Annotated in this window: 22 protein-coding genes; 19 read left to right on the top strand and 3 right to left on the bottom strand. The window is 40.3% G+C overall.

Annotated elements, in window-relative coordinates; all coding sequences use genetic code 11:
• Nucleotides 1-171 precede the first annotated feature (171 nt).
• Nucleotides 172-429 carry a hypothetical protein gene (locus tag DWY31_RS08995; protein ID WP_021861459.1) on the bottom strand — a complete coding sequence of 86 codons (258 nt, stop codon included), beginning with the start codon at nt 427-429 and terminating at the stop codon, nt 172-174.
• Nucleotides 430-575: 146 nt separating this feature from the next.
• On the opposite strand from DWY31_RS08995, the gene DWY31_RS08990 reads away from it, so the two are divergent.
• From DWY31_RS08990 to pepI, 7 genes are all read left to right on the top strand, one after another.
• Nucleotides 576-1,472, top strand: coding sequence for a LysR family transcriptional regulator (locus DWY31_RS08990; protein WP_021861458.1), 897 nt, complete (start codon nt 576-578; stop codon nt 1,470-1,472).
• Nucleotides 1,473-1,644: 172 nt separating this feature from the next.
• The gene (locus tag DWY31_RS08985) at nt 1,645-2,439 is read left to right on the top strand and encodes a DUF4866 domain-containing protein (protein ID WP_021861457.1); all 795 of its coding nucleotides are present in this window, start codon (nt 1,645-1,647) and stop codon (nt 2,437-2,439) included.
• 12 nt (nt 2,440-2,451) lie between these two features.
• Entirely contained in the window at nt 2,452-3,783 is a 1,332-nt protein-coding gene (locus DWY31_RS08980) for a threonine/serine ThrE exporter family protein (protein ID WP_021861456.1), read from the top strand.
• 18 nt (nt 3,784-3,801) lie between these two features.
• Nucleotides 3,802-4,719, top strand: coding sequence for a DUF3877 family protein (locus DWY31_RS14365; RefSeq protein ID WP_330422635.1), 918 nt, complete (start codon nt 3,802-3,804; stop codon nt 4,717-4,719).
• Between the two features lie 121 nt (nt 4,720-4,840).
• On the top strand, nt 4,841-6,523 hold the full coding sequence (locus DWY31_RS08965) for a phospho-sugar mutase (RefSeq protein WP_118520164.1): 1,683 nt from the start codon (nt 4,841-4,843) through the stop codon (nt 6,521-6,523).
• A gap of 143 nt (nt 6,524-6,666) precedes the next feature.
• Nucleotides 6,667-7,422 (top strand): aminoglycoside phosphotransferase family protein, encoded by a 756-nt coding sequence (locus DWY31_RS08960; RefSeq protein ID WP_021861453.1) that lies wholly within the window; start codon nt 6,667-6,669, stop codon nt 7,420-7,422.
• A gap of 323 nt (nt 7,423-7,745) precedes the next feature.
• The gene (gene pepI / locus DWY31_RS08955) at nt 7,746-8,636 is read left to right on the top strand and encodes a proline iminopeptidase (protein ID WP_021861452.1); all 891 of its coding nucleotides are present in this window, start codon (nt 7,746-7,748) and stop codon (nt 8,634-8,636) included.
• Nucleotides 8,637-8,746: 110 nt separating this feature from the next.
• Here the strand turns inward: pepI and DWY31_RS08950 are convergent, their stop codons facing one another.
• Nucleotides 8,747-9,748 (bottom strand): asparaginase, encoded by a 1,002-nt coding sequence (locus tag DWY31_RS08950; RefSeq protein WP_117537394.1) that lies wholly within the window; start codon nt 9,746-9,748, stop codon nt 8,747-8,749.
• Nucleotides 9,749-9,970: 222 nt separating this feature from the next.
• Here DWY31_RS08950 and DWY31_RS08945 point away from each other — a divergent pair, with 222 nt between their 5' ends.
• Nucleotides 9,971-10,696 (top strand): phosphatase, encoded by a 726-nt coding sequence (locus DWY31_RS08945; protein ID WP_117537393.1) that lies wholly within the window; start codon nt 9,971-9,973, stop codon nt 10,694-10,696.
• A gap of 65 nt (nt 10,697-10,761) precedes the next feature.
• Complete coding sequence (locus DWY31_RS08940) at nt 10,762-11,070, top strand: YerC/YecD family TrpR-related protein (protein WP_021861449.1); 309 nt, start codon at nt 10,762-10,764, stop codon at nt 11,068-11,070.
• Between the two features lie 65 nt (nt 11,071-11,135).
• Here the strand turns inward: DWY31_RS08940 and DWY31_RS08935 are convergent, their stop codons facing one another.
• A complete protein-coding gene (locus DWY31_RS08935) occupies nt 11,136-11,747 on the bottom strand; it encodes a DUF1836 domain-containing protein (RefSeq protein WP_021861448.1) in 612 nt (203 codons plus the stop codon).
• A 120-nt stretch (nt 11,748-11,867) separates the two neighbouring features.
• Between DWY31_RS08935 and DWY31_RS08930 the strand changes: the two genes are divergently transcribed.
• From DWY31_RS08930 to DWY31_RS08885, 10 genes are all read left to right on the top strand, one after another.
• A complete protein-coding gene (locus DWY31_RS08930) occupies nt 11,868-13,145 on the top strand; it encodes an L-cysteine desulfidase family protein (protein WP_021861447.1) in 1,278 nt (425 codons plus the stop codon).
• A gap of 3 nt (nt 13,146-13,148) precedes the next feature.
• On the top strand, nt 13,149-13,538 hold the full coding sequence (locus DWY31_RS08925) for a DUF3783 domain-containing protein (RefSeq protein ID WP_021861446.1): 390 nt from the start codon (nt 13,149-13,151) through the stop codon (nt 13,536-13,538).
• 5 nt (nt 13,539-13,543) lie between these two features.
• The gene (gene pcrA, locus DWY31_RS08920) at nt 13,544-15,799 is read left to right on the top strand and encodes a DNA helicase PcrA (RefSeq protein WP_021861445.1); all 2,256 of its coding nucleotides are present in this window, start codon (nt 13,544-13,546) and stop codon (nt 15,797-15,799) included.
• A gap of 87 nt (nt 15,800-15,886) precedes the next feature.
• Nucleotides 15,887-16,129 (top strand): hypothetical protein, encoded by a 243-nt coding sequence (locus DWY31_RS08915; protein ID WP_021861444.1) that lies wholly within the window; start codon nt 15,887-15,889, stop codon nt 16,127-16,129.
• Nucleotides 16,130-16,259: 130 nt separating this feature from the next.
• Entirely contained in the window at nt 16,260-17,189 is a 930-nt protein-coding gene (locus DWY31_RS08910; RefSeq protein WP_021861443.1) for an NYN domain-containing protein, read from the top strand.
• 73 nt (nt 17,190-17,262) lie between these two features.
• Nucleotides 17,263-18,636 (top strand): 23S rRNA (uracil(1939)-C(5))-methyltransferase RlmD, encoded by a 1,374-nt coding sequence (rlmD, locus tag DWY31_RS08905; RefSeq protein WP_118520162.1) that lies wholly within the window; start codon nt 17,263-17,265, stop codon nt 18,634-18,636.
• Nucleotides 18,637-18,915: 279 nt separating this feature from the next.
• Complete coding sequence (locus DWY31_RS08900) at nt 18,916-19,785, top strand: RES domain-containing protein (protein WP_118520160.1); 870 nt, start codon at nt 18,916-18,918, stop codon at nt 19,783-19,785.
• Nucleotides 19,786-19,837: 52 nt separating this feature from the next.
• The gene (locus DWY31_RS08895) at nt 19,838-20,134 is read left to right on the top strand and encodes a hypothetical protein (protein WP_118520158.1); all 297 of its coding nucleotides are present in this window, start codon (nt 19,838-19,840) and stop codon (nt 20,132-20,134) included.
• A 72-nt stretch (nt 20,135-20,206) separates the two neighbouring features.
• A complete protein-coding gene (locus DWY31_RS08890) occupies nt 20,207-20,551 on the top strand; it encodes a hypothetical protein (protein ID WP_147364898.1) in 345 nt (114 codons plus the stop codon).
• Between the two features lie 77 nt (nt 20,552-20,628).
• The gene (locus DWY31_RS08885; protein WP_118520154.1) at nt 20,629-22,731 is read left to right on the top strand and encodes a type I restriction-modification system subunit M; all 2,103 of its coding nucleotides are present in this window, start codon (nt 20,629-20,631) and stop codon (nt 22,729-22,731) included.
• Nucleotide 22,732 lies beyond the last annotated feature (1 nt).

Genomic DNA, 22,732 nt, shown 5'->3' with positions numbered 1-22,732 from the left:
TGCAGTTTTGAAGGTATATAACTTACAGAAGTGATTGGTATAAAGCCAGTCGCTTTTTTGTTATAAGAAATAAAAACTATTAATCTTTTATTCAAGGATTTTAATATAGATAAGTAAAAAGACGACTATCTTTTTCGGACAGTCGTATGAGAGTGACTAAGAATGAGGAAATTATTTCTTCTCTTTTTTATGACAGATTCCATACTTTTGAAGAGATGAGAAAACCTGAACTTCGTCATTACCATGAATCATCAGTAATGCTGGAAGACCCAGTTGGATATTTGCAAGTTCAGAAAGCTTTTTCCCATCAACGGGTTTGTTATGGTTGGAAATATCGCGTATTTGTACATCAGAAGAAACCTTACTGCAAATATTATGAAAGATAATAAATTGACTTGTTGTTGTGAATTTTATATTATTTTTTATCATAGCAGGCCACCTCTGTAAAAATAGATTTTCTTTTTCCTTTCGCAAGTATATAATAGATGACAAGAAATGTAAAATATATATTCGGCATACCTGATATATAAATAAAATATAGATATGGTATAGATGTGATATAGATGGAGAGAAAAATGGACATTACATACGATTATTACCGGATTTTTTATTATGTGACAACCTATAAGAGTTTTTCAAAGGCGGCAAAAGTATTAGGAAGCAACCAGCCCAATATTACGCATTTTATGAACAATTTGGAAAATCAGCTTGGCTGTCGGTTGTTTGTACGATCTAACCGTGGTGTAACATTGACACAGGAAGGTGAATTATTATATCAACATGTCAGGATTGCTTATCAGCAGCTTCATGCAGCGGAAGTAGAGCTGGCAGGAAAACGTAGTATGGAAAGTGGGAGCGTTACGATCAGTGCAAGCGAGATTGCATTACATTTACGGCTTCTTCCGGTACTTACAAAGTTTCATAAATCATATCCCAATATTCAGCTCCATTTGTTGAATCATAGTACACCAAGAGCAATACGCGCGGTAAAAGAGGGACAGGCGGACCTGGCAATTGTAACGACTCCATTGAAGGCGCAGAAGCCTTTAAAAGTAATGCCACTGATGAAATTTCGTGAGATTGCAGTTGGAAGTCCTGCGTTTTGTCTGGATATACTAGGGAAAGAAAGAGATTCTCAGGTTCATTTAAAAGAAATTGCTTCACATCCCATAGTCAGTCTGGAGAAAGACAGCACATCATACAAATTTTATTCAGAATGGTTTATGGAACAGAATCTGATATTTACACCGAACACAGAAGTAGAGACGATGGATCAGATATTGCCACTGATTTCGTGTGGGCTGGGAATTGGCTTTTTACCGGAATTATATGTAAAACCAGCAATAGAAGCTGGAAAATTGCAGATGATATCATTATATGAAAAGATTCCTGAGAGAGAAATCTGTCTGGTGGAAAATATAAATTTCCCACCGGGAATTGCAGAGGAAGCTTTTAAACATTTATTGTTGTAGAAAATGTATTTTTAGCAATGGAAATGGCAGGTGTATGATGCAGAAATGTGATTATATATATATAACATAGGTGCCATGTAAATAAAACAGAAGTTATTTATTTGACTTTGAAAAAACAGCTTTCTATACTTAATAAAGTATAGAAGGCTATTTTTGTTATGGAGGCGATAATATGCAAACTGTATTACCGAGAGAAGAAGCTGTAGAAGCAATTTTTTCTAAAATATTTGAATCAAAAGAAGCATGTGGAAGATTAAAAGACGTATTTCAGGAACATCTGGAAGAAGAAAATATATCCGGAGATTCAGCAGGACATTTCGCAGAGGTACTGTTTCATGCATATAAAAATGGTGATGTTACGGCACTTTTATTGGAACTTTGTGGAAGAAGTATGTTTGACTTATTACGGGAAGCATATTTGATCCCTAAAAAATTTCACGGAAAAGCGGGTGCAAATCCGGTGCTTTTAACAGATGTAGATGGCAATCTGTTACAGGAAAAAAAGGTCTCGGCAAGAGAATATACGAAATTCAAAGAAACATACGAGATACATCAATGTGCACCGAGATCAAAAGTATATCTGGCAGATGGATATGATCTTGTACGGTCTTATGAAAAAGGAACAAAAATTGTTGAGAAAAAAGAAAACAAAAGCAGAGGCATATTGATTCTGTATGCTTTACCGGATACATGTAAGATGGGATTGACAGAGGCTGAAGCGTATGCAGTTGTATGGGAAACATTTATGCAGATTCAGAAAGCAGCACCGCGCGCAATTGTATATTACGGACAGGAAACAGGAATTAAAAAGCAAAAAGAGTTTGATGAGATCGGGGTGCTCCTGCCGATTCGCGAATTTGAGAAGAAGATGCTGCATCACTTGCAGGAAGTGGATGGTATCGTGCTGGCATGCCGGGAAAAGATGATGGAAAAAGCAGGACAGGAAAGCCTGGATCTGAATGATTAGGAAGTGATGAGGATGCAGCTAGATCAATTACGAAAAAATCATATGGATATTCTCTGGCATGAGTATACAGATGCAGGAGGAGAGAACAGACCTGTTACAGAAGCAAGCCTTACTGAGAAAGCTTCTATTATCGGCAGAGTGGGTATTATGCTCTTGTCCTGTGGAACCGGAGCATGGAGAGTGAGAAGTTCCATGAATACACTTGCAGAAGTGATGGGGATCACATGTACCGCGGATATTGGACTGATGTCGATCGAATACACCTGTTTTGATGGAGAAGATGGTTATACACAAGCTCTTTGTCTGACTAATACAGGGGTAAATACATCAAAATTAAACCGTCTGGAAAAATTTATCCGGAATTTTGAAAAGGAAGGAAAGCATATATCCGGAGAACAGTTACATCAGCTTCTGGATGAAATAGAGAAAATTCATGGATTATATTCACCTGTGGCACTGGGAATGGCTGCAGCGCTTGCGTGCGGTGGATTCACATTTCTGCTTGGCGGAGGTCCGATTGAAATGCTCTGTGCATTTATTGGCGCAGGTGTTGGAAATTATGTGCGGTGCAAATTGACAAAACACCATTTTACTTTGTTTTTGTGTATTGTATCCAGTGTATCATTAGCTTGTTTTACTTATGCGGGATTTTTAAAACTGGCAGAAATTTTGTGGGGAATATCCATTCAACATGAAGCTGGTTATATATGTGCCATGCTCTTTATTATTCCGGGGTTCCCATTTATTACGAGTGGCATTGACCTTGCAAAACTGGATATGCGTTCGGGCATGGAACGTTTTGCGTATGCTATATTGGTTATTCTTGTCGCAACAATGGCTGCCTGGATCATGGCATTAATTCTACATTTACAGCCGGTAGATTTTCCAAAAATTTGTTTAACATCAGAAGAGCAGGTGATATTCCGGCTTCTTGCCAGCTTTTGTGGTGTGTTTGGATTTTCCATTATGTTCAACAGTCCACCGGGACTTGCAGCTGTAGCTGCAGGAATCGGAGCAGTTGCCAATACACTTCGACTTGAATTTGTTGATCTTACCGGTATGCCGCCGGCAGTAGCGGCATTTATTGGAGCGCTTACGGCTGGAATATTAGCATCTTTAATAAAAAACAGAGCTGGATATCCGAGAATTTCAGTGACAGTCCCATCTATTGTTATTATGGTTCCTGGGTTATACTTATATCGAGGCTTCTATAATTTGGGAATGATGTCGCTTTCGGTATCCGCATCCTGGTTTGCATCAGCTATGCTCATTGTTATGGCGTTGCCGCTGGGTCTGATATTTGCAAGGATACTGACAGACAGATCATTCCGTTATTGTACATAGATAACAGGAGAGGAAAATATGCGTTTAAAAAACATATTATTGGTGGTAGAAGATGTTGAGCGTTCCAGACGCTTTTATGAAGAACTGTTCGGGTTACATGTGATTACAGCTTTTGACGGAAATATGATACTGACAGAAGGATTAGTCCTGCAGGACCGAGAAATCTGGGAGAAATTAACAGGAAAAAAAGTCAAAAATGCAGGAAATAATGCAGAATTATACTTTGAAGAGAATGAATTAACAAAATTTGCAGGAAAACTGGAGGAATCAGACTGGAATATTACTTATGTGAATCCTCTAAAAGAAGAAAGCGGAGGACAGCAAGTGATCCGTATTTATGATCCGGACGGGCATCTGATCGAGATTGGAGAGTCTTTGGAACATGCAGAAAAAAGGCAAAAAGAAGGGTTTGCAAAGATGGAGAGAAATCTTGTGGATATTATGAAGGAAGAACAGGCAAAACTGGGATTTCGTAAAGAAGCAGTAAGACTGTATTATCTACTCGCTACATTGCAGCATTTCTTTCATGCAGAAGATACGGCAGAAGAGATGCAGGAGCGACTGCAGGCATTTCCGGAAGAATTTACAGACAAACTGGGAAATGTACAGGTGACGCATAAGAAAGACCGGTTTTGTATTCACATTCCGGAAGAAGGAAGTGTCTATGCAAAAGAACAGATGAAAGATAACGAGTTCATAAAAGAACTGATCAGACAGGTACAGCAGTGTGACTGTACAATTGAGGATCTTAAGAAGTTGTTTGAAGCACATTCAGATCAGGTGATTTTTGAAACTATGTCAAATGGAGAGTTTGATTATCTTCTCCGTTTTGCGGACGGGGTACCTGATGACTATTATTACTGCTTCAAAGATGAAGGCTGTCATATGGTTTATCATCGTTTTTTGCCGGAAGATTATAAAGATTTTGACTTTTAAGATTTTAATCTTGAGAATTCTGCCAAGGAAGCAAGAACAAAATTGCGGCATGCCTGAAAATATGCTATATTAAAAGTATCATTTACAAATGGAAATACATGAAGTAATAGGAGTGATCAAAATGTATCAGGAAGAGTATAAACGTTGGCTGGAGGCAGATCTGGAAGATGCAGATCTGAACCCGGAATTAACGAAAATTGCGGGAAATGAAGAAGAGATCAAGGACCGTTTTGCAGTAGCACTGAAGTTTGGAACAGCCGGACTTCGAGGTGTACTCGGAGCCGGAACGAATCGTATGAACATTTATGTTGTACGTCAGGCAACGCAGGGACTTGCAAACTGGGTAAAGACACAGGGTGGAACACAGACAGTAGCAATCAGTTATGACAGTCGTCTGAAGAGTGATGTATTTGCCAAGACAGCAGCAGGAGTTCTGGCAGCGAATGGAATTAAGGTTCGCATTTATGACGCACTGATGCCTGTACCGGCATTATCATTTGCAACACGTTATTATAACTGCAATGCAGGTGTTATGGTTACAGCATCCCACAACCCGGCAAAATATAATGGATACAAGGCTTATGGACCGGATGGATGCCAGATGACAGATGATGCGGCAGCAATTGTATATGCAGAGATCCAGAAGACAGATGTGCTTACAGGAGCAAAATACATATCTTTTGCAGAAGGTGTAGAAAAAGGTCTGATCCAGTTTGTAGGGGATGACTGCAAGAATGCATTATATGAAGCAATCGAGTCACGTCAGGTTCGTCCGGGCTTATGCAAGAGCGCAGGATTGAAACTGGTATACAGCCCGTTAAATGGTTCCGGACTGGTACCTGTTACACGTGTATTAAAAGATATTGGCATTACGGATATTACAATTGTACCGGAGCAGGAATATCCAAATGGCTATTTTACAACTTGCAGTTATCCTAACCCGGAGATTTTTGAGGCGTTGGAACTGGGACTGAATCTTGCAAAAGAGACAGGTGCAGATCTGATGCTTGCAACCGATCCGGATGCGGACCGTGTTGGTATTGCAATGAAGTGCCCGGATGGTTCTTATGAGCTGGTAAGCGGTAATGAAGTAGGAGTTCTTCTGTTAGATTATATCTGCGCAGGACGTATGGAGAAAGGCACAATGCCAGAGAATCCGGTCGCTGTAAAATCTATCGTGTCTACACCACTTGCAGATGCAGTTGCAGCACATTATGGTGTCGAGCTTCGCAATGTACTGACTGGATTTAAGTGGATCGGAGATCAGATTGCACAGTTAGAAGAAGCAGGAGAAGTAGATCGCTTCATCTTTGGATTTGAAGAGAGTTATGGATATCTTGCCGGACCGTATGTAAGAGATAAAGATGCGGTGATTGGTTCTATGTTAATCTGTGAGATGGCAGCTTATTACAGAAGTATCGGAAGTTCCCTAAAGCAGAGAATGGAAGAGATTTATGCGGAGTATGGTCGTTATCTGAATAAGATTGACAGCTTTGAGTTTCCGGGACTGAGTGGTATGGATAAGATGGCAGGTATTATGCAGGGACTTCGCGAGAATCCGCTGACAGAAGTTGCAGGACATAAAGTTGTATCTGTAACTGATTATCAGAAGCCGGAAGAGACAGGTCTGCCGGCTGCAAATGTACTGATTTACAAGCTGGAAGGCGGCGCAACAGTAATCGTTCGTCCGTCAGGAACAGAGCCGAAGATTAAGATTTATTATACAACACTTGGCAAAGATCTTGCAGAAGCCGAAAGTCAGAAAGAAAAACTTGCAGAAGCATTAAAGCCAATTATGAAATAGTAAGATTGTAGAAAAATTAACAATAAAATAAAGCACAAAAAATAAGTTAAAAAAATATCAAAAAAGCTTCCTTTTTCTGTATTACGGGTATATAATGTGTTTAACAAGTAAAGTTCGGAAATATAGAAAAGGAGGCTTATTTTATGAATATGGATTTATGTAAACTGATCGTGGAACGTCCGTATAAGAAAGTGTATCGCTGTGAAGGCAGTATCGTTAAATTATTTGATGAGAACCATCCAAAAGTTGACATTTTCAATGAAGCAATGGAAACAGCCAGAGTTGAAGCAACCGGTCTTGAGATTCCAAAGCTTCAGAAAATAGAAAATATTGACGGAAAATGGGCGATTTTTCTGGAATACAAAGATGGTAAGACATTAGAAGAGATGATGCATGTGGACCCGGCGAATATTGACAAGTACATGTCCGACTTTGTTGACCTGCAATTACAGATACAGTCTAAGAAAGCACCGATGCTTCCAGATCTGAGAGAGAAGCTTGCAAGACAGATCAACAGTATTACAGAACTGGATGCAAGCCAGAGATACGAACTTCTAACGAGGCTGGAAAGTATGCCACATCACAGTAAGCTTTGTCACGGAGATTTCAATCCGAGCAATATTATTGTCGGAAAGAATGGAAAAATGACAGTCGTGGACTGGGCACATGCAACACAGGGAAATGCCAGTGCAGATGCAGCAATGACGTATTTGCTATTTGCGCTTAAGGATCAGGAAGTGGCAGATCTCTATCTGAAAATTTTCTGTAAAAAATCAGACACAGCAATCCAGTATGTACAGCAGTGGCTCCCGATTGTGGCCGCTTCGCAGCTTGTAAAAGAGAATGAACTGGAGAAAGATTTCCTGATGAAGTGGATCGATGTTATGGATTATCAATAAGAGAATACTTAAAGAATCTGCCATTGGCAGATTCCTGTGGATGCTACGTCAACGAAAAATGGGTAGGATTTTTCCTGCCCATTTTGAATTATAAAGGATGACTGTAAGTGACGGGGAGAGGCAAGGATAATTTGATAGATATTTTAATAAAATTTCATAAATTTAATATTTGGTTACTGTTAAAGTATATGAAATTATGTTATAATAATAACATGGTATTGGCCGCTCAAATCGAAGAATACAATGACAGAGATTTGTAGTTACAATACAACGCCGCAGTATGCGTGTTGCAAATTTTTTTTGTCAAAGAGGAGGAAAAGAAAATGGCAAAAATTACAGAAGGATATATGCCTTTTAAAGGTTATCAGACCTATTACAGAATTGTCGGAGAACAGAAAGACAACGGAAAAGCTCCGCTGATCTGTCTGCATGGTGGACCGGGATCTACTCATAACTATTTTGAAGTTCTGGATAATGTTGCAGATGATGACGATCGTATGATCATTATGTATGACCAGTTAGGATGCGGAAAATCTTATCTGGACGGACATCCGGAGATGTGGACACAGGATCTCTGGCTGGATGAGCTGGACGCATTAAGAGAGCATCTTGGACTGAAAGAATGCCACATCATTGGACAGTCATGGGGCGGTATGATGCAGATCGCATATGCAATCGAGCGTGGAGCAAAAGGCGTAAAATCCTTTATTATTTCTTCCGGACACCCAAGCAGCAGCCTCTGGGCAAGAGAAGGAATGAGAAGAATTAAGATGATGTCTGAGGAAGATCAGGCAGCAATCAATGATGCTCTGGAACGCAATGACTTTACAGGAGAAGCTTACCTGAAAGCAGTTGACAATTATATGGACAGATACTGCAACTACTGGAGAGAAGATCTTCCGGAATGCTGTACAAGAGAAAAGAAATCCGGTGGAGAAGCTTACCTGTATGGATGGGGACCGAACGAGTTCGTTCCATCCGGTACATTAAAAGATTTTGAGTACATTGACAGACTTCACGAGATCAAAGTTCCATCATTGATCATGAGTGGTATTTCTGATCTGTGTTCACCATTAGTAGCAAAGACTATGGCGGATGAGATTCCAAACTCTAAATGGATCCTCTGGGAGAGAGCGCGTCATACTACATTCGTAGACAGACATGATGATTACTGTGTTGAGCTGTTAAAATGGATGAACGAATACGACAAATAAGATTTTTAATATTTGGAAATATGCAGAAATAAGATTTTTTGCGTAAGATAAAAAGAAACGGCGTTTCATAGATGAATGATCATTTGTGAAACACCGTTTCTTCTTTATTATTACAACTCTTCCTGGCGGTCGTGATTGATAGTCTGATAGAATAAGCGGTGGATTTCTTTCGGATTGTTTGTCTGTCCAAGAATCCACATCAATTTGGCAACAAGTGCCTCGGTTGTCATATCCGCAGCCTGGAGGATGCCAGGGTGTTCGCTGTATTTCTTACCAACTTGATAAACTTCCAGATCACAGCCTTCTTCCGGAACCTGTGTCGTGACAGCGAGAGTCTTTCCGGAATCTACCCAACCGAAGATAGCTTTCTCAAAAGAATCATCGTATTCCGGAATACCTCCGATACCGAATGTTTCCAGAATGATCGCATCGTAATGTCCGCGCAACAGTTCAAAAATATCTGCCTTTACTTCTGGCGTCAGCTTCAGAACAAAGACACGGTCGTTCAGCCTCTGGTAAGATACCATATTTGCCTGAGCGGTTGTTGGTGCAATGTAGTGACGGATGATCCGGTCATCATGGATCACGGCAAGAAGTGGAAAGTTCATACTTTCAAAAGCGTCAAAACTTCTTGTTCGCTGTTTTCTTGCGCGGGTTCCGGCAACTACTTTTCCATTAAATACAATAGAAACATCACAGGAGTTATCGTCCAGTGCATAGAGAATACTCTGGTAAATATTGATCTTGGCATCCGTATATGGGTTGCCCATTGGTTTTTGTGAGCCGGTAAGAACGATCGGTTTTGCAGAATTCTGGATCAGGTAAGACAGTGCAGCGGCTGTATAAGCCATCGTGTCTGTACCATGCAGAATAACAAAACCGTCATAATCGTTATAATGTTCTGTGATAGCGTCACGCATCAGTCCCCAGAGATATGGACGCATATTTGTACTGTCGATATTCATAAGCTGCAGTACGGTCAGATCACATTTGTCTTTGATGCCCGGTACGCTGGCTGCAAGCTCTTCACCTGTCATAGCCGGTGTTAATCCGTCTCCGCCTTCTGCGGATGCAATAGTTCCGCCGGTGGCAATCATAAGTATTTTCTTCATATTAAAAACCTCTTACTTAATTGTATAGAATATGTTGTGGCACATTGAGTATTTGCAGCGAATAACTACAGAATTATGTAGCATATTTGCAATGCAAAACAGAATGCCCATAAAATAAGATATCTGTGAAAACGTAAGATGTCAATAGAAATCTGGAAAAAGAAAGCCGTATCGGGTATAATTAAATCAAGAAGTGGAAAAATACAGAAAAGAGGAGAGATTATGACAATCGAAATAGATACACATGCGCATACGCTTGTCAGTGGACATGCTTATAATACAATGCGGGAAATGGTACAGATGGCAGCAGAAAAAGGACTGAAAGGACTGGCGCTTACAGAACATGCACCAAAAATGCCCGGAAGTACGAATTTATATTATTTTGAAAATCTTGGTGTTGTTCCGCGTAAGATGTACGGAATCGATGTGCTTCTTGGATCAGAGTTAAATATTCTGGATGCGGCAGGCAGTGTAGATTTGCCAAAATCCGTGCTTCGGAAACTGGATATTGCTATTGCAAGTATCCACACGCTGTGTTTTGAAGATGAGTGGAAAAAAGAGCCGGTTACAGAAGCTTACTTAAATGCAATGGAGAATCCGTGGATTGATATCATCGGACATCCGGATGACGGAAGATTTCCGGTAGATTATCCGACGATTGTGAAAAAGGCAAAAGAGACAGGAACATTGCTGGAACTTAATAATTCATCATTACGTCCTGGCGGTTTCCGACAGAATACAAAAGAGAACGCCATAGAGATGCTGAGATGCTGTAAAGAGCTTGGAGCAAAGATCGTGCTTGGTTCAGATGCACATGTAGATGCTTTCATTGCAGACTGTACATGGTCGGAACCCATATTAAGAGAAGTGGACTTTCCGGAAGAGCTGATCGTGAATACATCGATCGTAAAATTGAAAGAAGCATTAAAACGTAATAAAAAGCTATAGACTTTACGAATTTAGTGTGTTAAAATGTAACGGTAATGAATACTGTTACAAAGGAGATAATTGCTATGAGTAAAAAAATAAGGACGGAAGCAGTGGATTATCTGTTTGAAGCTGTGCTGAGTCTGGAGAATAAAGAAGAGTGTTATACATTTTTTGAGGATATCTGTACGATCAACGAGTTGTTATCCCTGTCGCAGAGATTTGAAGTTGCGAAGATGCTGAGAGAGCAGAAGACATATCTGGAGATTGCAGAGAAAACAGGAGCTTCCACAGCCACGATCAGTCGTGTGAACCGTTCTTTGAATTATGGGAATGACGGATACGATATGGTATTTGAGCGAATTGCTAAGAATGAAGAGCAGAGTGGAGAATAAAGCGTTTATACGATAGAATAACAAAGAATTTAATAAGAATAGAAAAAAAGAAGTAAGTGAAGTTCTTACTTCTTTTTTTTGCGCTCTTCCGGTTTTGGAAGTTCGTCGATCAGTTTTTCAATGATCTGCTTCTTGACGTATACATCAAAACTCAGATTGCAGATGAAAGCGAAAATCTGAAGATTACGCTGTTCTTTATCTGGAATATCCTGAAACATCTCCATCGCTGCATTATAAGAATGTGTAACATCCTTCTGCATATTCCAAATGCGTGATTTCTCAAGTTCGCAGATATCACTGTAAATGTCTGTAATAGAGAGTCCTTTTGTGTCTGAAAAATACTGTTCCGTCAGAGGAGCAAGAATCGTTTCAATATCCTTGATAGATAAAATGTTTTTAAAATAATAAATAAAGATCATAACAAGAACATGTTCGCGTGAATACTTCTTCTTCACCGGAGGCGGGAGGAGATTGTTCTTCGCGTAATTATTGATCATAGTCTTGGTCAGGATCTTATCATCCGTATAGCGCTTGGTCGAGCGGAGACTCTCTTCCATAAAGGTAGTGACCTGATCCATATACAGGTCAATATTCGGGATGTCTTCCGGCTTGATATAGTCTATTCTGGAGATGCTGGATAAAATACTGTTCAGCAGATCATTTGTATCAATTGTCATATTATCACCTCAATGTAACCATTATATAGTATTCAAAACTAGATGGCAATAGAAATATTTTTATGCTATACTATTTGGGTAAAAAATATTGGGGAATTTGCGCAAAGCAGGGAGGTTATCATGAAGAAAACAGATGAAAAATATCAGGCATACATACAGATATTAAAAGAAGAACTGGTGCCGGCAATGGGGTGTACGGAACCGATCGCACTTGCTTATGCAGGAGCAAAGGCAAGAGAAGTACTGGGATGTGTACCGGATAAAGTACTGGTAGAAGCCAGCGGAAGTATTATAAAAAATGTAAAAAGTGTCATTGTTCCGAATACGAATCATCTGAAAGGAATTCCGGCGGCAGTGACAGCAGGAATCATTGCCGGAAAGGCAGAGAAAGAGCTGGAAGTTATCGCAGAAGTGACACCGGATGAGATTGAGCAGATGATCACATTTTTAAAAGAGACGCCGATTACAGTTGAACATATCGATCAGGGGATTACATTTGATATTGTGCTGACGTTGTATAAAGAAGATTCCTATGCGAAGGTAAGAATCGCAAATTATCATACGAACATTGTACATATTGAAAAAGATGGTGAAGTGGTATTTGACATTCCGGTAGAAGGAGAGAACGAAGAAGGGCTGACGGACAGAAGCCTTCTGGACATGAAGTCTATCTGGAATTTTATTAATACGGTAGATGTTGTCGATATTAAAGAAGTAATCGGTCGTCAGATTGAGTATAATACAGCGATTGCAGATGAAGGTCTGCGCGGGGACTACGGAGCAAATATCGGAAGTGTTCTCTTAAGTGCGTACGGAGATGATGTCCGTACAAGAGCGAAGGCGAGAGCGGCAGCAGGATCGGATGCACGTATGAACGGATGTGAGTTGCCGGTTATTATTAACGCTGGAAGTGGTAATCAGGGAATGACATGTTCGTTACCGGTTCTCGAATATGCAAAAGAGCTGAATGTGACAGAAGAGAAGAAATACCGTGCACTTGCGTTATCAAATCTGACAGCGATCCATCAGAAGACCGGAATTGGAAGACTTTCCGCATATTGTGGAGCAGTCAGTGCAGGTGCGGCAGCAGGGGCTGGAATTGCATACCTGTGCGGTGGCGGCTATGAAGAAGTTATTCATACAGTTGTGAATGCACTGGCAATCGTATCCGGTATGGTCTGTGATGGAGCGAAAGCTTCCTGTGCAGCGAAGATTGCGGCATCTGTAGATGCAGGAATTCTTGGCTATAACATGTACCTGAATGGACAGCAGTTCTACGCCGGTGACGGAATTGTAACAAAAGGTGTGGAGGCAACGATCCAGAATATCGGTCGTCTCGGTAAAGAAGGTATGCGTGAGACGAATGAAGAGATTATTAAGATGATGATCGGAGAATAGGTAATGAGACAGACGGTACTGTGCTACAATTTAAAAGGAACGAAAAAAGGAAGAAAACTCGGAATGATTTTCAGCTATCTCGGGTTTAAAGTGCGTCATATTCTGCCGGAAGAATATCATATTCCGGTAGGAGAACTGGCAGAGGGCAAAACAGATGCGGAGACAAAGAGCGAAGAAACGGACGGCGAAGAGCCATTTACAGACGAGATGCTTATCTTATGTCCGGCATCGGAAGCGTCCCTCGACAAAGCACTATTTATGATGCGCAAAGAAAAAGTGCAGGTTCCGTTAAAAGCAGTTCTCACACCTTCTAATCAGGAATGGGATTCGGTTTCACTGCATGATGAGATTTTGAAAGAACATAAAGCAATGTCTGACAAGAAAGGAAATTAAGAACTTTGAGTATTTACGATACATTAAATGAACCACAGAGAGAAGCCGTATTTCAAACGGAAGGTCCACTTCTTATTCTTGCCGGTGCGGGTTCCGGGAAAACAAGAGTGCTGACTCATCGGATTGCATATCTGATCGAAGAACAGGGCGTAAATCCGTGGAATATCCTGGCAATCACATTTACGAATAAGGCAGCAGGTGAGATGCGGGACAGAGTTGACCAGCTGGTTGGATTCGGTTCAGAAAGCATCTGGGTAAGTACCTTTCATTCGATGTGTGTGCGGATTCTCAGACGTCATATTGAACTGCTGGGATATGATACAAATTTTACGATTTATGATACAGATGATCAGAAGACGTTGATGAAAGATGTCTGCAAGCTACTGGAGATTGATACAAAACGTTTCAGAGAGCGTGCACTTATGAGTGCAGTTTCCCAGGCGAAGAATGAACTGATCACACCGGAAGAGTTCCGGCTGAATGCGGGTGGAGATTTTGCACAGCGGAAAATTGCAGATGTTTACGAAGAATATGAGAAACAGCTCCGCGCAAATAATGCGTTGGATTTTGACGATCTGCTTTTTAAGACAGTACAGCTTTTCCAGACGCAGAAAGATGTTCTGGAATATTATCAAGAACGTTTCCGTTATATGATGGTAGATGAGTATCAGGATACGAATACTGTACAGTTTGAACTGATCCGGTTGCTTGCTGCAAAGTACAGAAATCTCTGTGTAGTAGGAGACGATGACCAGTCCATTTATAAGTTCCGTGGCGCGAACATTAAAAATATTCTGAACTTTGAAAAAGTATTTGAAGATGCGAAAGTGATCAAACTGGAGCAGAATTATCGTTCTACACAGAATATCCTGAATGCGGCGAACGCTGTGATCAGCAACAATGTGGGAAGAAAAGCCAAAACATTGTGGACAGATAATGACGAAGGCGATAAGATCCGTTTCCGTCAGTTTGATACCGCATATGATGAAGCAGAATTTATCGTAGATGATATCCGAGAACAGGTAGATAGAGGAAATGGCACTTATAATGATAATGCTATTTTATACCGGACGAATGCACAGTCGCGTATATTTGAAGAGAAATTTGTCACAGCGAATATTCCATATAAGATCGTCGGAGGAATCAACTTCTATGCAAGACGTGAGATCAAAGATCTGCTGTGCTATCTGAAGACAATTGACAATGGCAAAGATGATCTTGCTGTCCGTCGTGTGATCAATGTGCCAAAACGTGGAATCGGTCTCACGAGCATTAACCGTGTGCAGGATTATGCGGCAGCATATGATATCGGATTTTATGATGCACTTCTTTCTGCAGATGCAATCCCGAATATTGGAAGAGGACTTTCAAAATTAGAATCCTTTGTTGCACTGATTGAACATTTCAAAGTGGATGCAAAAGATATGACGCTGTCCGATCTGATGCAGGAGATTCTGGATGTTACAGGTTATATTGACAGTCTTATGGCAGAGGGGCCGGAAGAAGCAGAAGCGCGAATTGAGAATATTGACGAGCTTAGAAGCAAGATCGCGACATATGAAGAAACATGCGAAGAAAATAACGAACCGGCTACGTTGAATGGATTTCTGGAAGAGGTTGCGCTGGTTGCGGATATTGACAGTCTGGATGAAGACACTGACTATGTTGTGCTCATGACACTTCACAGCGCGAAAGGTCTGGAATTTTCACACGTATATCTAGCAGGACTGGAAGATGGAATATTTCCAAGCTATATGACAATTACGGCAGACAGTCCGGAAGAACTGGAAGAAGAGAGAAGACTCTGTTATGTCGGAATTACAAGAGCGGAGGAGGAACTGACATTAACCTGTGCAAGAAGACGGATGATCCGCGGAGAGACACAGTATAATAAAATATCCCGTTTCTTAAAAGAGATTCCGATGGAACTTTTAAGTACAGGCGGTATTTTCAAGAAAGAAGCGCCAGTGGAAGAACTAGCGAAAGCAAGTGCTTATATGCAGGCAAAACAGGCATTTCACACAAAACCATTTGCGGCATCGAATCCATTTTCCACAGCGAAACCTGCAAAAGAATTTGGCACACCAAAGGGAGACGGACCGGGTTATGATGTGGGCGATCGCGTTCAGCATGTCAAGTTCGGGGAAGGAACTGTGACGGCACTTGTGAAAGGCGGAAGAGACTACGAAGTGACAGTTGATTTTGACAGCGCAGGTACGAAAAAAATGTTTGCAATGTTTGCAAAACTTCGGAAAATTTAACATAAAAAGATAGTAATCTGAAAACGATAGTGTTATAATAAGACCAATAACTGAATCGCGTGAGATCACGAGAAAGGATGTGGGAGCATGAGTAGAGTAGATGAACTTATTGCAGCAACCAAATTAAGCGAGCTGGTGAATAAAAAGGAAGAAGATAAGCAGTGTAAGAACGTATTATGGGCACTGGCAATCGTAGGTGCAATTGCAGCAGTAGCAGGAATCGCCTATGCAGTATACTGCTTCTTTACGCCAGATTATCTGGAAGACTTTGAAGATGATTTTGAGGATGATTTCGATGATGATTTCTTCAATGACGAAGATCAGGTATAAGTCTTACAAAAAAGTAAAAGAAAAGCAGGTTTTTTGCCTGCTTTTTTTCTTGCTATAGTGAGAGAAAAAGTTTTTTCGTTATAGCAGGGAAAAGATAAGAACGAATTTCGGGATAAGGAGATCTTAAGATATGGACGGACAATGCTATGCATTACTCATTGATGCGGACAACGTATCTGCAAAATATATCAAACCGATTTTGACAGAGCTTGCGCGTTACGGCAATATTACTTATAAGAGAATTTATGGAGACTGGACAAGTACACAGCATTCAAGCTGGAAAGATGAACTTTTGAAAAATTCCATCACACCGATCCAGCAGTTCAGTTACACACAGGGGAAAAATGCAACGGACTCTGCAATGATCATTGATGCAATGGATATTTTGTACACGAATGATGTAGATGGATTCTGCATTGTGTCTAGTGACAGTGATTTTACAAGACTGGTAAGCAGACTTCGTGAAAGTGGGAAGAATGTGATCGGTATGGGTGAAAATAAAACGCCGGAGCCGTTTCGCAAGGCGTGTGATAAATTTACTATTTTAGAAAACCTGTTAAATGAACAGGAACCGGGAAGAACAGAGACACCACGGGAAGGTTTGAGCAAAGAGAAGATTGAAGAAGACATTGTGAAGATGATACTGGAAAATGATGATAACAATAAGCAGACAGGACTTGGCGAAGTCGGAAGCCGCCTTGTAAGCCTGCATCCGGATTTTGATGTGCGAAGCTATGGATACAACATGCTTTCCAAATTTCTGGAAGAATTTCCGAAACTGGAGCTTGTAAAAAAAGGTAAGTTCGTTGCAGTTTCTCTGAAAGAAAATCATGGAAAGAAAACGGTTGTTGACCGGTATGTACAGAATCTGGTGAAGAATGCCGGAGAGAAGGGAATTGAGTTGAGCACACTGGGCAACCGTATTTATGAGAAATACAAAGATTTTAAGATCAATGACTATGGATACGCACAGTTTAATCAGTATGTGAAGAGTGTAGACCAGATAAGGGTAGAAAAAGCAGGAACAATACTGATCGCAAAATATAAAGAACAGAAGTAATCCTGTGGGATGAAAATCAAGAAGATAGAATGAATCAAAAAAAGTATTATTTAAACAGGAAGGAATAGAAAACATGAAAAAGGGACAGGTCTGGGAAGGAATCGTAAAAGAGGTAGATTTTCCAAATAAAGGAAAAGTATTTCTGCCGGAAGAAGATCGTACCGTGATCGTGAAAAATACAGTGCCGGGACAGAAGATCAGATTTTCAGTAAATAAGATCCGCAAAGGGAAAGCAGAAGGAAGACTGCTGGAAGTGCTGAAGCCATCAGAGAAAGAGATTCCGTCTGTTTGTCCACATTTTGGACAGTGTGGTGGTTGCACATATCAGAATCTGCCATATGAAGAACAACTGGCAATGAAAGAGTCACAGATTAAGAAAATGATGGATGAAGCTGTGAATGGCAAGTATGTCTGGGAGGGAGTAAAACCAAGCCCGGTAAAACAGGCATATCGTAATAAGATGGAGTTCTCTTTTGGAGATGAGTATAAAGATGGACCAATCGCACTTGGTATGCATAAAAGAGGCAGTTTTCATGATATTGTCAATGTGACAGACTGCCAGATTGTGGACGAAGATTACCGAAAGATTCTTGACTGTACATTAGAGGCAGCAAGGGAGTCGGGACTTCTATATTATCACCGCATGAGACATACCGGATATTTTCGCCATCTGCTTGTAAGAAAAGCTGTGAAAACAGAAGAGATTTTAGTAGATCTTGTAACGACAACGGAAACAGATGCACAGGCATTTCTGGATACATGGGTGAAAAAGCTTCTGGAATTGGAACTCGATGGTAAAATGGCAGGTATCCTGCATACAAAAAATGACAGTGTTGCTGATGTAGTAAAAGATGAAGGAACGGAAGTGCTCTATGGACAGGATTATTTCTATGAAGAACTGTTAGGGCTGAAATTCAAGATTACTCCATTTTCGTTCTTCCAGACAAATTCGCTGGGAGCGGAAGTGCTGTATGAGACAGCGAGAGAGTACATTGGAGATATCAATGAGAAGGTTATCTTTGACTTGTATAGCGGAACCGGAACGATTGCGCAGATCCTTGCACCGGTAGCAAAAAAAGTTGTCGGTGTGGAGATTGTGGAAGAAGCGGTTGAAGCGGCGAAGGAAAATGCTGCGCTTAATGGCCTTGATAACTGCACATTCTGGGCAGGTGATGTGCTGAAAGTGATTGATGAACTGGGCGAAGTGCCGGATCTTATTATGCTTGATCCACCGCGTGACGGCGTGAATCCAAAAGCACTGATGAAGATCCTGAATTTCGGCGTGGATCGTCTTGTATATATTGCCTGTAAACCGACCAGCCTTGCCAGAGATCTGGAGATGATCCAGGGTAGAGGATATAAGGTGGAGAAGATCTCCTGCGTAGATTTATTCCCGAATACGTACCATGTGGAGACGGTCTGTTTGCTGTCAAAGAAAGATAAATAAGTGCTGAAAAATGGCGTATTTCCGGGCTTTTTGTAAGGTTGGTATCATCGTAAGAAGCCTTGCGGAAAGCTCGGTTTTATTATATGGAAACATATCTACTTTTCGGTTTGAACGGAGAAAGATTGAGTAACCGGAGAATAGAGGTAGGGTTTAGGTTGTGGATTAGATGTCAGAGGTTGTGGCACTAGGATTGTTGTCAGAGCCGACCGCAGTTTAGGCCACTCGATACTAAGGGGCAGACTTGGCAGTGGAATAGATGTTAGTGAAGGAGAAACTTTCATGGGTCAAATATTTGATTTTAGTGAAATTAAAAAAAGTGAAAAGACAATAAGAAAAACTTGGTCAGAATTCCGAGATGCTTTAGCAAAGGGGGTGTTTACTTTTGATGAAGTTGAAAAAGCTAAAGGCTATACTTTTTTGAAGGTGTATGATGACTTGTTTCATCAACATTCAGGAATTGACCATAAAACAATAAAAATAAAAGATTTGGAAAGGTTTTTAGTTGGTAGAGGCACTATCTTAGGTGAAAAAGAAGTTCCTAATTATGAACGTTTTATTCCTAAAAAGGAGTTTATAAAAAAAGATAACCGATTTAGTCCTCCGGGAGTAGAATGGCTATATTTAGCGCTCGGAAATGAATCAGATATACATCAATGTGCGCAAGCTGAATGCAGAGCACATGTAGGGGATAAATTTGGGTTCTGCCATTTTTCTTTTAATGATAGTTGTTTTGAATTAAAGTTAGTTGATTTGACAATAGCCGATGATATTTTGTATGAAGAACTGAATTCACACTTAGAGGATTATGGTCAAACGCAAGTAAAAAAAGGAATAAAAGCGGCTAAGACCTTTGGGTATATTCCAAAGTATAATGTAAACGTAACTGAGTTCAAAAGGCTCTTTACAGAATGGGCTGTTTATACATATTCAAAACTGCTTTCAGAGCAGATATTTGAATCTATAGATGATTCGGCTGATAAGGGGATAATGTACGCACCCTTTCAGACTATGGCGCAGTATTATATCTCACTTGGATATTCTGGTATTATTTATGGAAGCACAGTGTCGAAAGTTGGCAGAAATATTGTTCTTTTTGATAAGGAAATAGCGGAACCATGCGGCACAATTGAGAGGTATAAGATTTCTTAATTCGCGAAATTTACAAGACCTATAATAAAGACAAAGTAAGGAGGGATTCCATATGGAGGATGATGTGGTGCATATTTCACTAGAAGGCATAGAGATTATGGCTGCTTCTGAATATAGTGATGACTTGACAAAATACTTTAGTGATATGCCAGATGTAGCACGACCACTCGTAAAAGGTGCGAAAGAGGCATTCTCAAAGATAGAACAGATGCTTTATTCTGCTCCGGCATTCATAAATCTTGTTAAAGCAAGTGTTCCTAAGCAGGCCCTTCAAGCAATACTTACTGATGATCGGAAGGAAAAACTTGCAAGTGGTCACTCCTTTATGATGCCGGGCCTCTCCACTTGATAGAGAGGTTACCGTTATTTCTTGGGATGAATTCAAAACTCTTATGCCGCTTTGTGGGATGAATACAAAGAATTGAAAACAGCGAATACAGTGAAGAATGTAATCCGTCATATTCTTGAATACTACTTTGTTCAGATATGCGGTTATGAAGGAAATGATCTTCATAAAATTGTTTTAGAACAAAATAAACCACTGTTTGTGGATGAAGTGGAAGGACAGAAGGCGAATTATGACCGGTACAACCTTGCTTCAAGTATGCTCACATATATGAACGACGGTCCAGCTGTTATAAGTGATGGCTTCAACTATATTGATGATGGCAGTGATGTGGAACAGTGTAAAAAAGTGTTTGAGTTGATTTTTACTGCCATGCATCAGGAACAGCACTATAAGATGATGATGGGAATCGAGGACTGAGTCCTGATTTTTGGACACCTAAAAATATAAAATATACATCGACTAAGAAGCTCTTAGTCTGATTGGAGGAAAATATAATGGCAGAAAAACAGACAATTGATGCAATGTGGGACGATAGCCCTATCGATGTATCAACAGAGGTCAATTTTATCTGGTCAATTGCAAATAAACTGCGTGGTACATACCAGAGTGATAAATACAAGGATGTAATCATTCCTATGGTTATCATCAGACGTTTTGAATGTGCACTGGAACCGACCAAGGACAAGGTGGTGGCACAGTTCAAAGCGAACCCGAACTATCCGGCAAAGGCAATGTATCGTATTTCTGGATTCCAGTTTTACAATACCAGTGAATTTACACTGGCAGAATTGATTAACGATGCAGACCATTTGGCTGCAAACTTCAAAGCATATTTGCAGAGTTTTTCACTGAATGTTCAGGAGATTATTGTATCTGCAGAGAAAGGTCTCGACTTTTATAAGCAGATTGACAAGATGGATAAGAACAATCGACTGCTCAGTGTTGTCAAGGCCTTTTCTGAACTGGATTTGAATCCCCGCACTATCGACAACGTAAAGATGGGATATATTTTCGAGGACCTCATCCGTAGATTCTCTGAAAATGCTGAGGCTGGTGATCACTATACTGGTCGTGATATTATCAAGTTGATGGTAAACATTCTTTTGGCTGAAGGCTGCGACGATATTTTCGATGATGGAAAAGTTATTACAGTTTTGGACCAAGCGTGCGGAACCGGCGGTATGCTTTCCACGGGATACAACTTCATCAAGCGTTATAACCCGACAGCAGACGTGCGCCTTTTTGGGCAGGAAATCAATCCGGAATCTTATGCTATCTGTCTTGCAGAGATGCTTATCAAAGGACAGAATGCAGAAAATATCTGCTATCAGGATACTATGAAGAAAGACCGCTTCGAAGGAACAAAGATGCGTTTCGTAATTGAAAATCCTCCTTTTGGTACTCCTTGGGGCGGCAAAGATGCTGCTGAAGGTGTAGAAAAGGCAGTTGATGACGAATATGCAAAGGGATTGGATGGACGATGGGGTGCTGGACTTCCGGGTTCCGGCGATATGCAGATGTTGTTCCTTCAGTCCGCTATTGATAAGATGGACGAAAATTTTGGTAGAGCAGCTATCATTGAAAATGGTTCTCCTTTATTCGCAGGAGGAACAGCGTCCGGCGAAAGTCAGATTAGAAGATGGATGTTGGAGAATGATTACATTGAAGCAATCATTGCTCTTCCTGTTGACCTGTTCTATAACACGGGAATCGCAACATATATCTGGGTGCTTTCTAAAAACAAGCGTCCTGAAAGAAAAGGTAAGATTCAGTTAATCGACGCTTCTTCCTTTTTTCACAAACTTCGTAAAGCATTGGGAGATAAGAAAAACGAAATTTCACCAGAGGACCGTAGTTACATAACAAAATTATATGCTGATTTCTCTGAAAACGAGTTTAGCAAGATTTATAGAAATACAGAATTTATTTATCGAGAGTATGTAGTTATGCAGCCGATGCAACGTAGCTATTCTATTACATTAGAAAGCATCGAAGCAATGATATCAAAGGGTACGTTATCAAACTTGTATGACCAGTCTAAAGTAGATGATTGGGAAAATTCTGAAGAATTAACAGGTAAAGACTTGAAGAAACTTGAGGCAATGCGAAATAACAAACCAGTATATGAGGCTATTATTGATGCTTTACATGCAGAAGTTTCTGGAGAAAAATACGATTCTCTGAAATCATTTATGCCTGTTCTCTCAAAGGTTTTAGAAAATGTAACTACTGAAAAGAAGTTGCTGGAGAAAATTGCTGACGGTTTATCTGTCATGGATAAACATGCCGAAGTCCAAAGGGATAAGAAGGGAAATGTTATATTTGACAAGGAAACAAAAGATGTAGAAATTGTTAAGTATGATGAAACTATAGAAGAATACATGGCACGTGAAGTGCTGCCTCACATTCCGGATGCATCAGCTTTCTTTGAGGAAAACCTTGGAGCTAAAAAACCAGTGATAAAAACGGGTGCAGAGATTACTTTTACAAGATGCTTCTATAAATATCAGACTCCTGAAGCAAGTGATGTACTTGCTCACAAATTCTTTGACTTAGAACAAGTTGTCAGTGAGAAAATCTCACAACTGTTTCAGTAAG

This window comes from Dorea sp. AF24-7LB (assembly GCF_003478575.1).
GTDB lineage: Bacteria > Bacillota > Clostridia > Lachnospirales > Lachnospiraceae > Dorea_D > Dorea_D hominis.
Note: the sequence above shows the minus strand (reverse complement) of the source record. Positions and strands in the feature narration are given on the sequence as shown.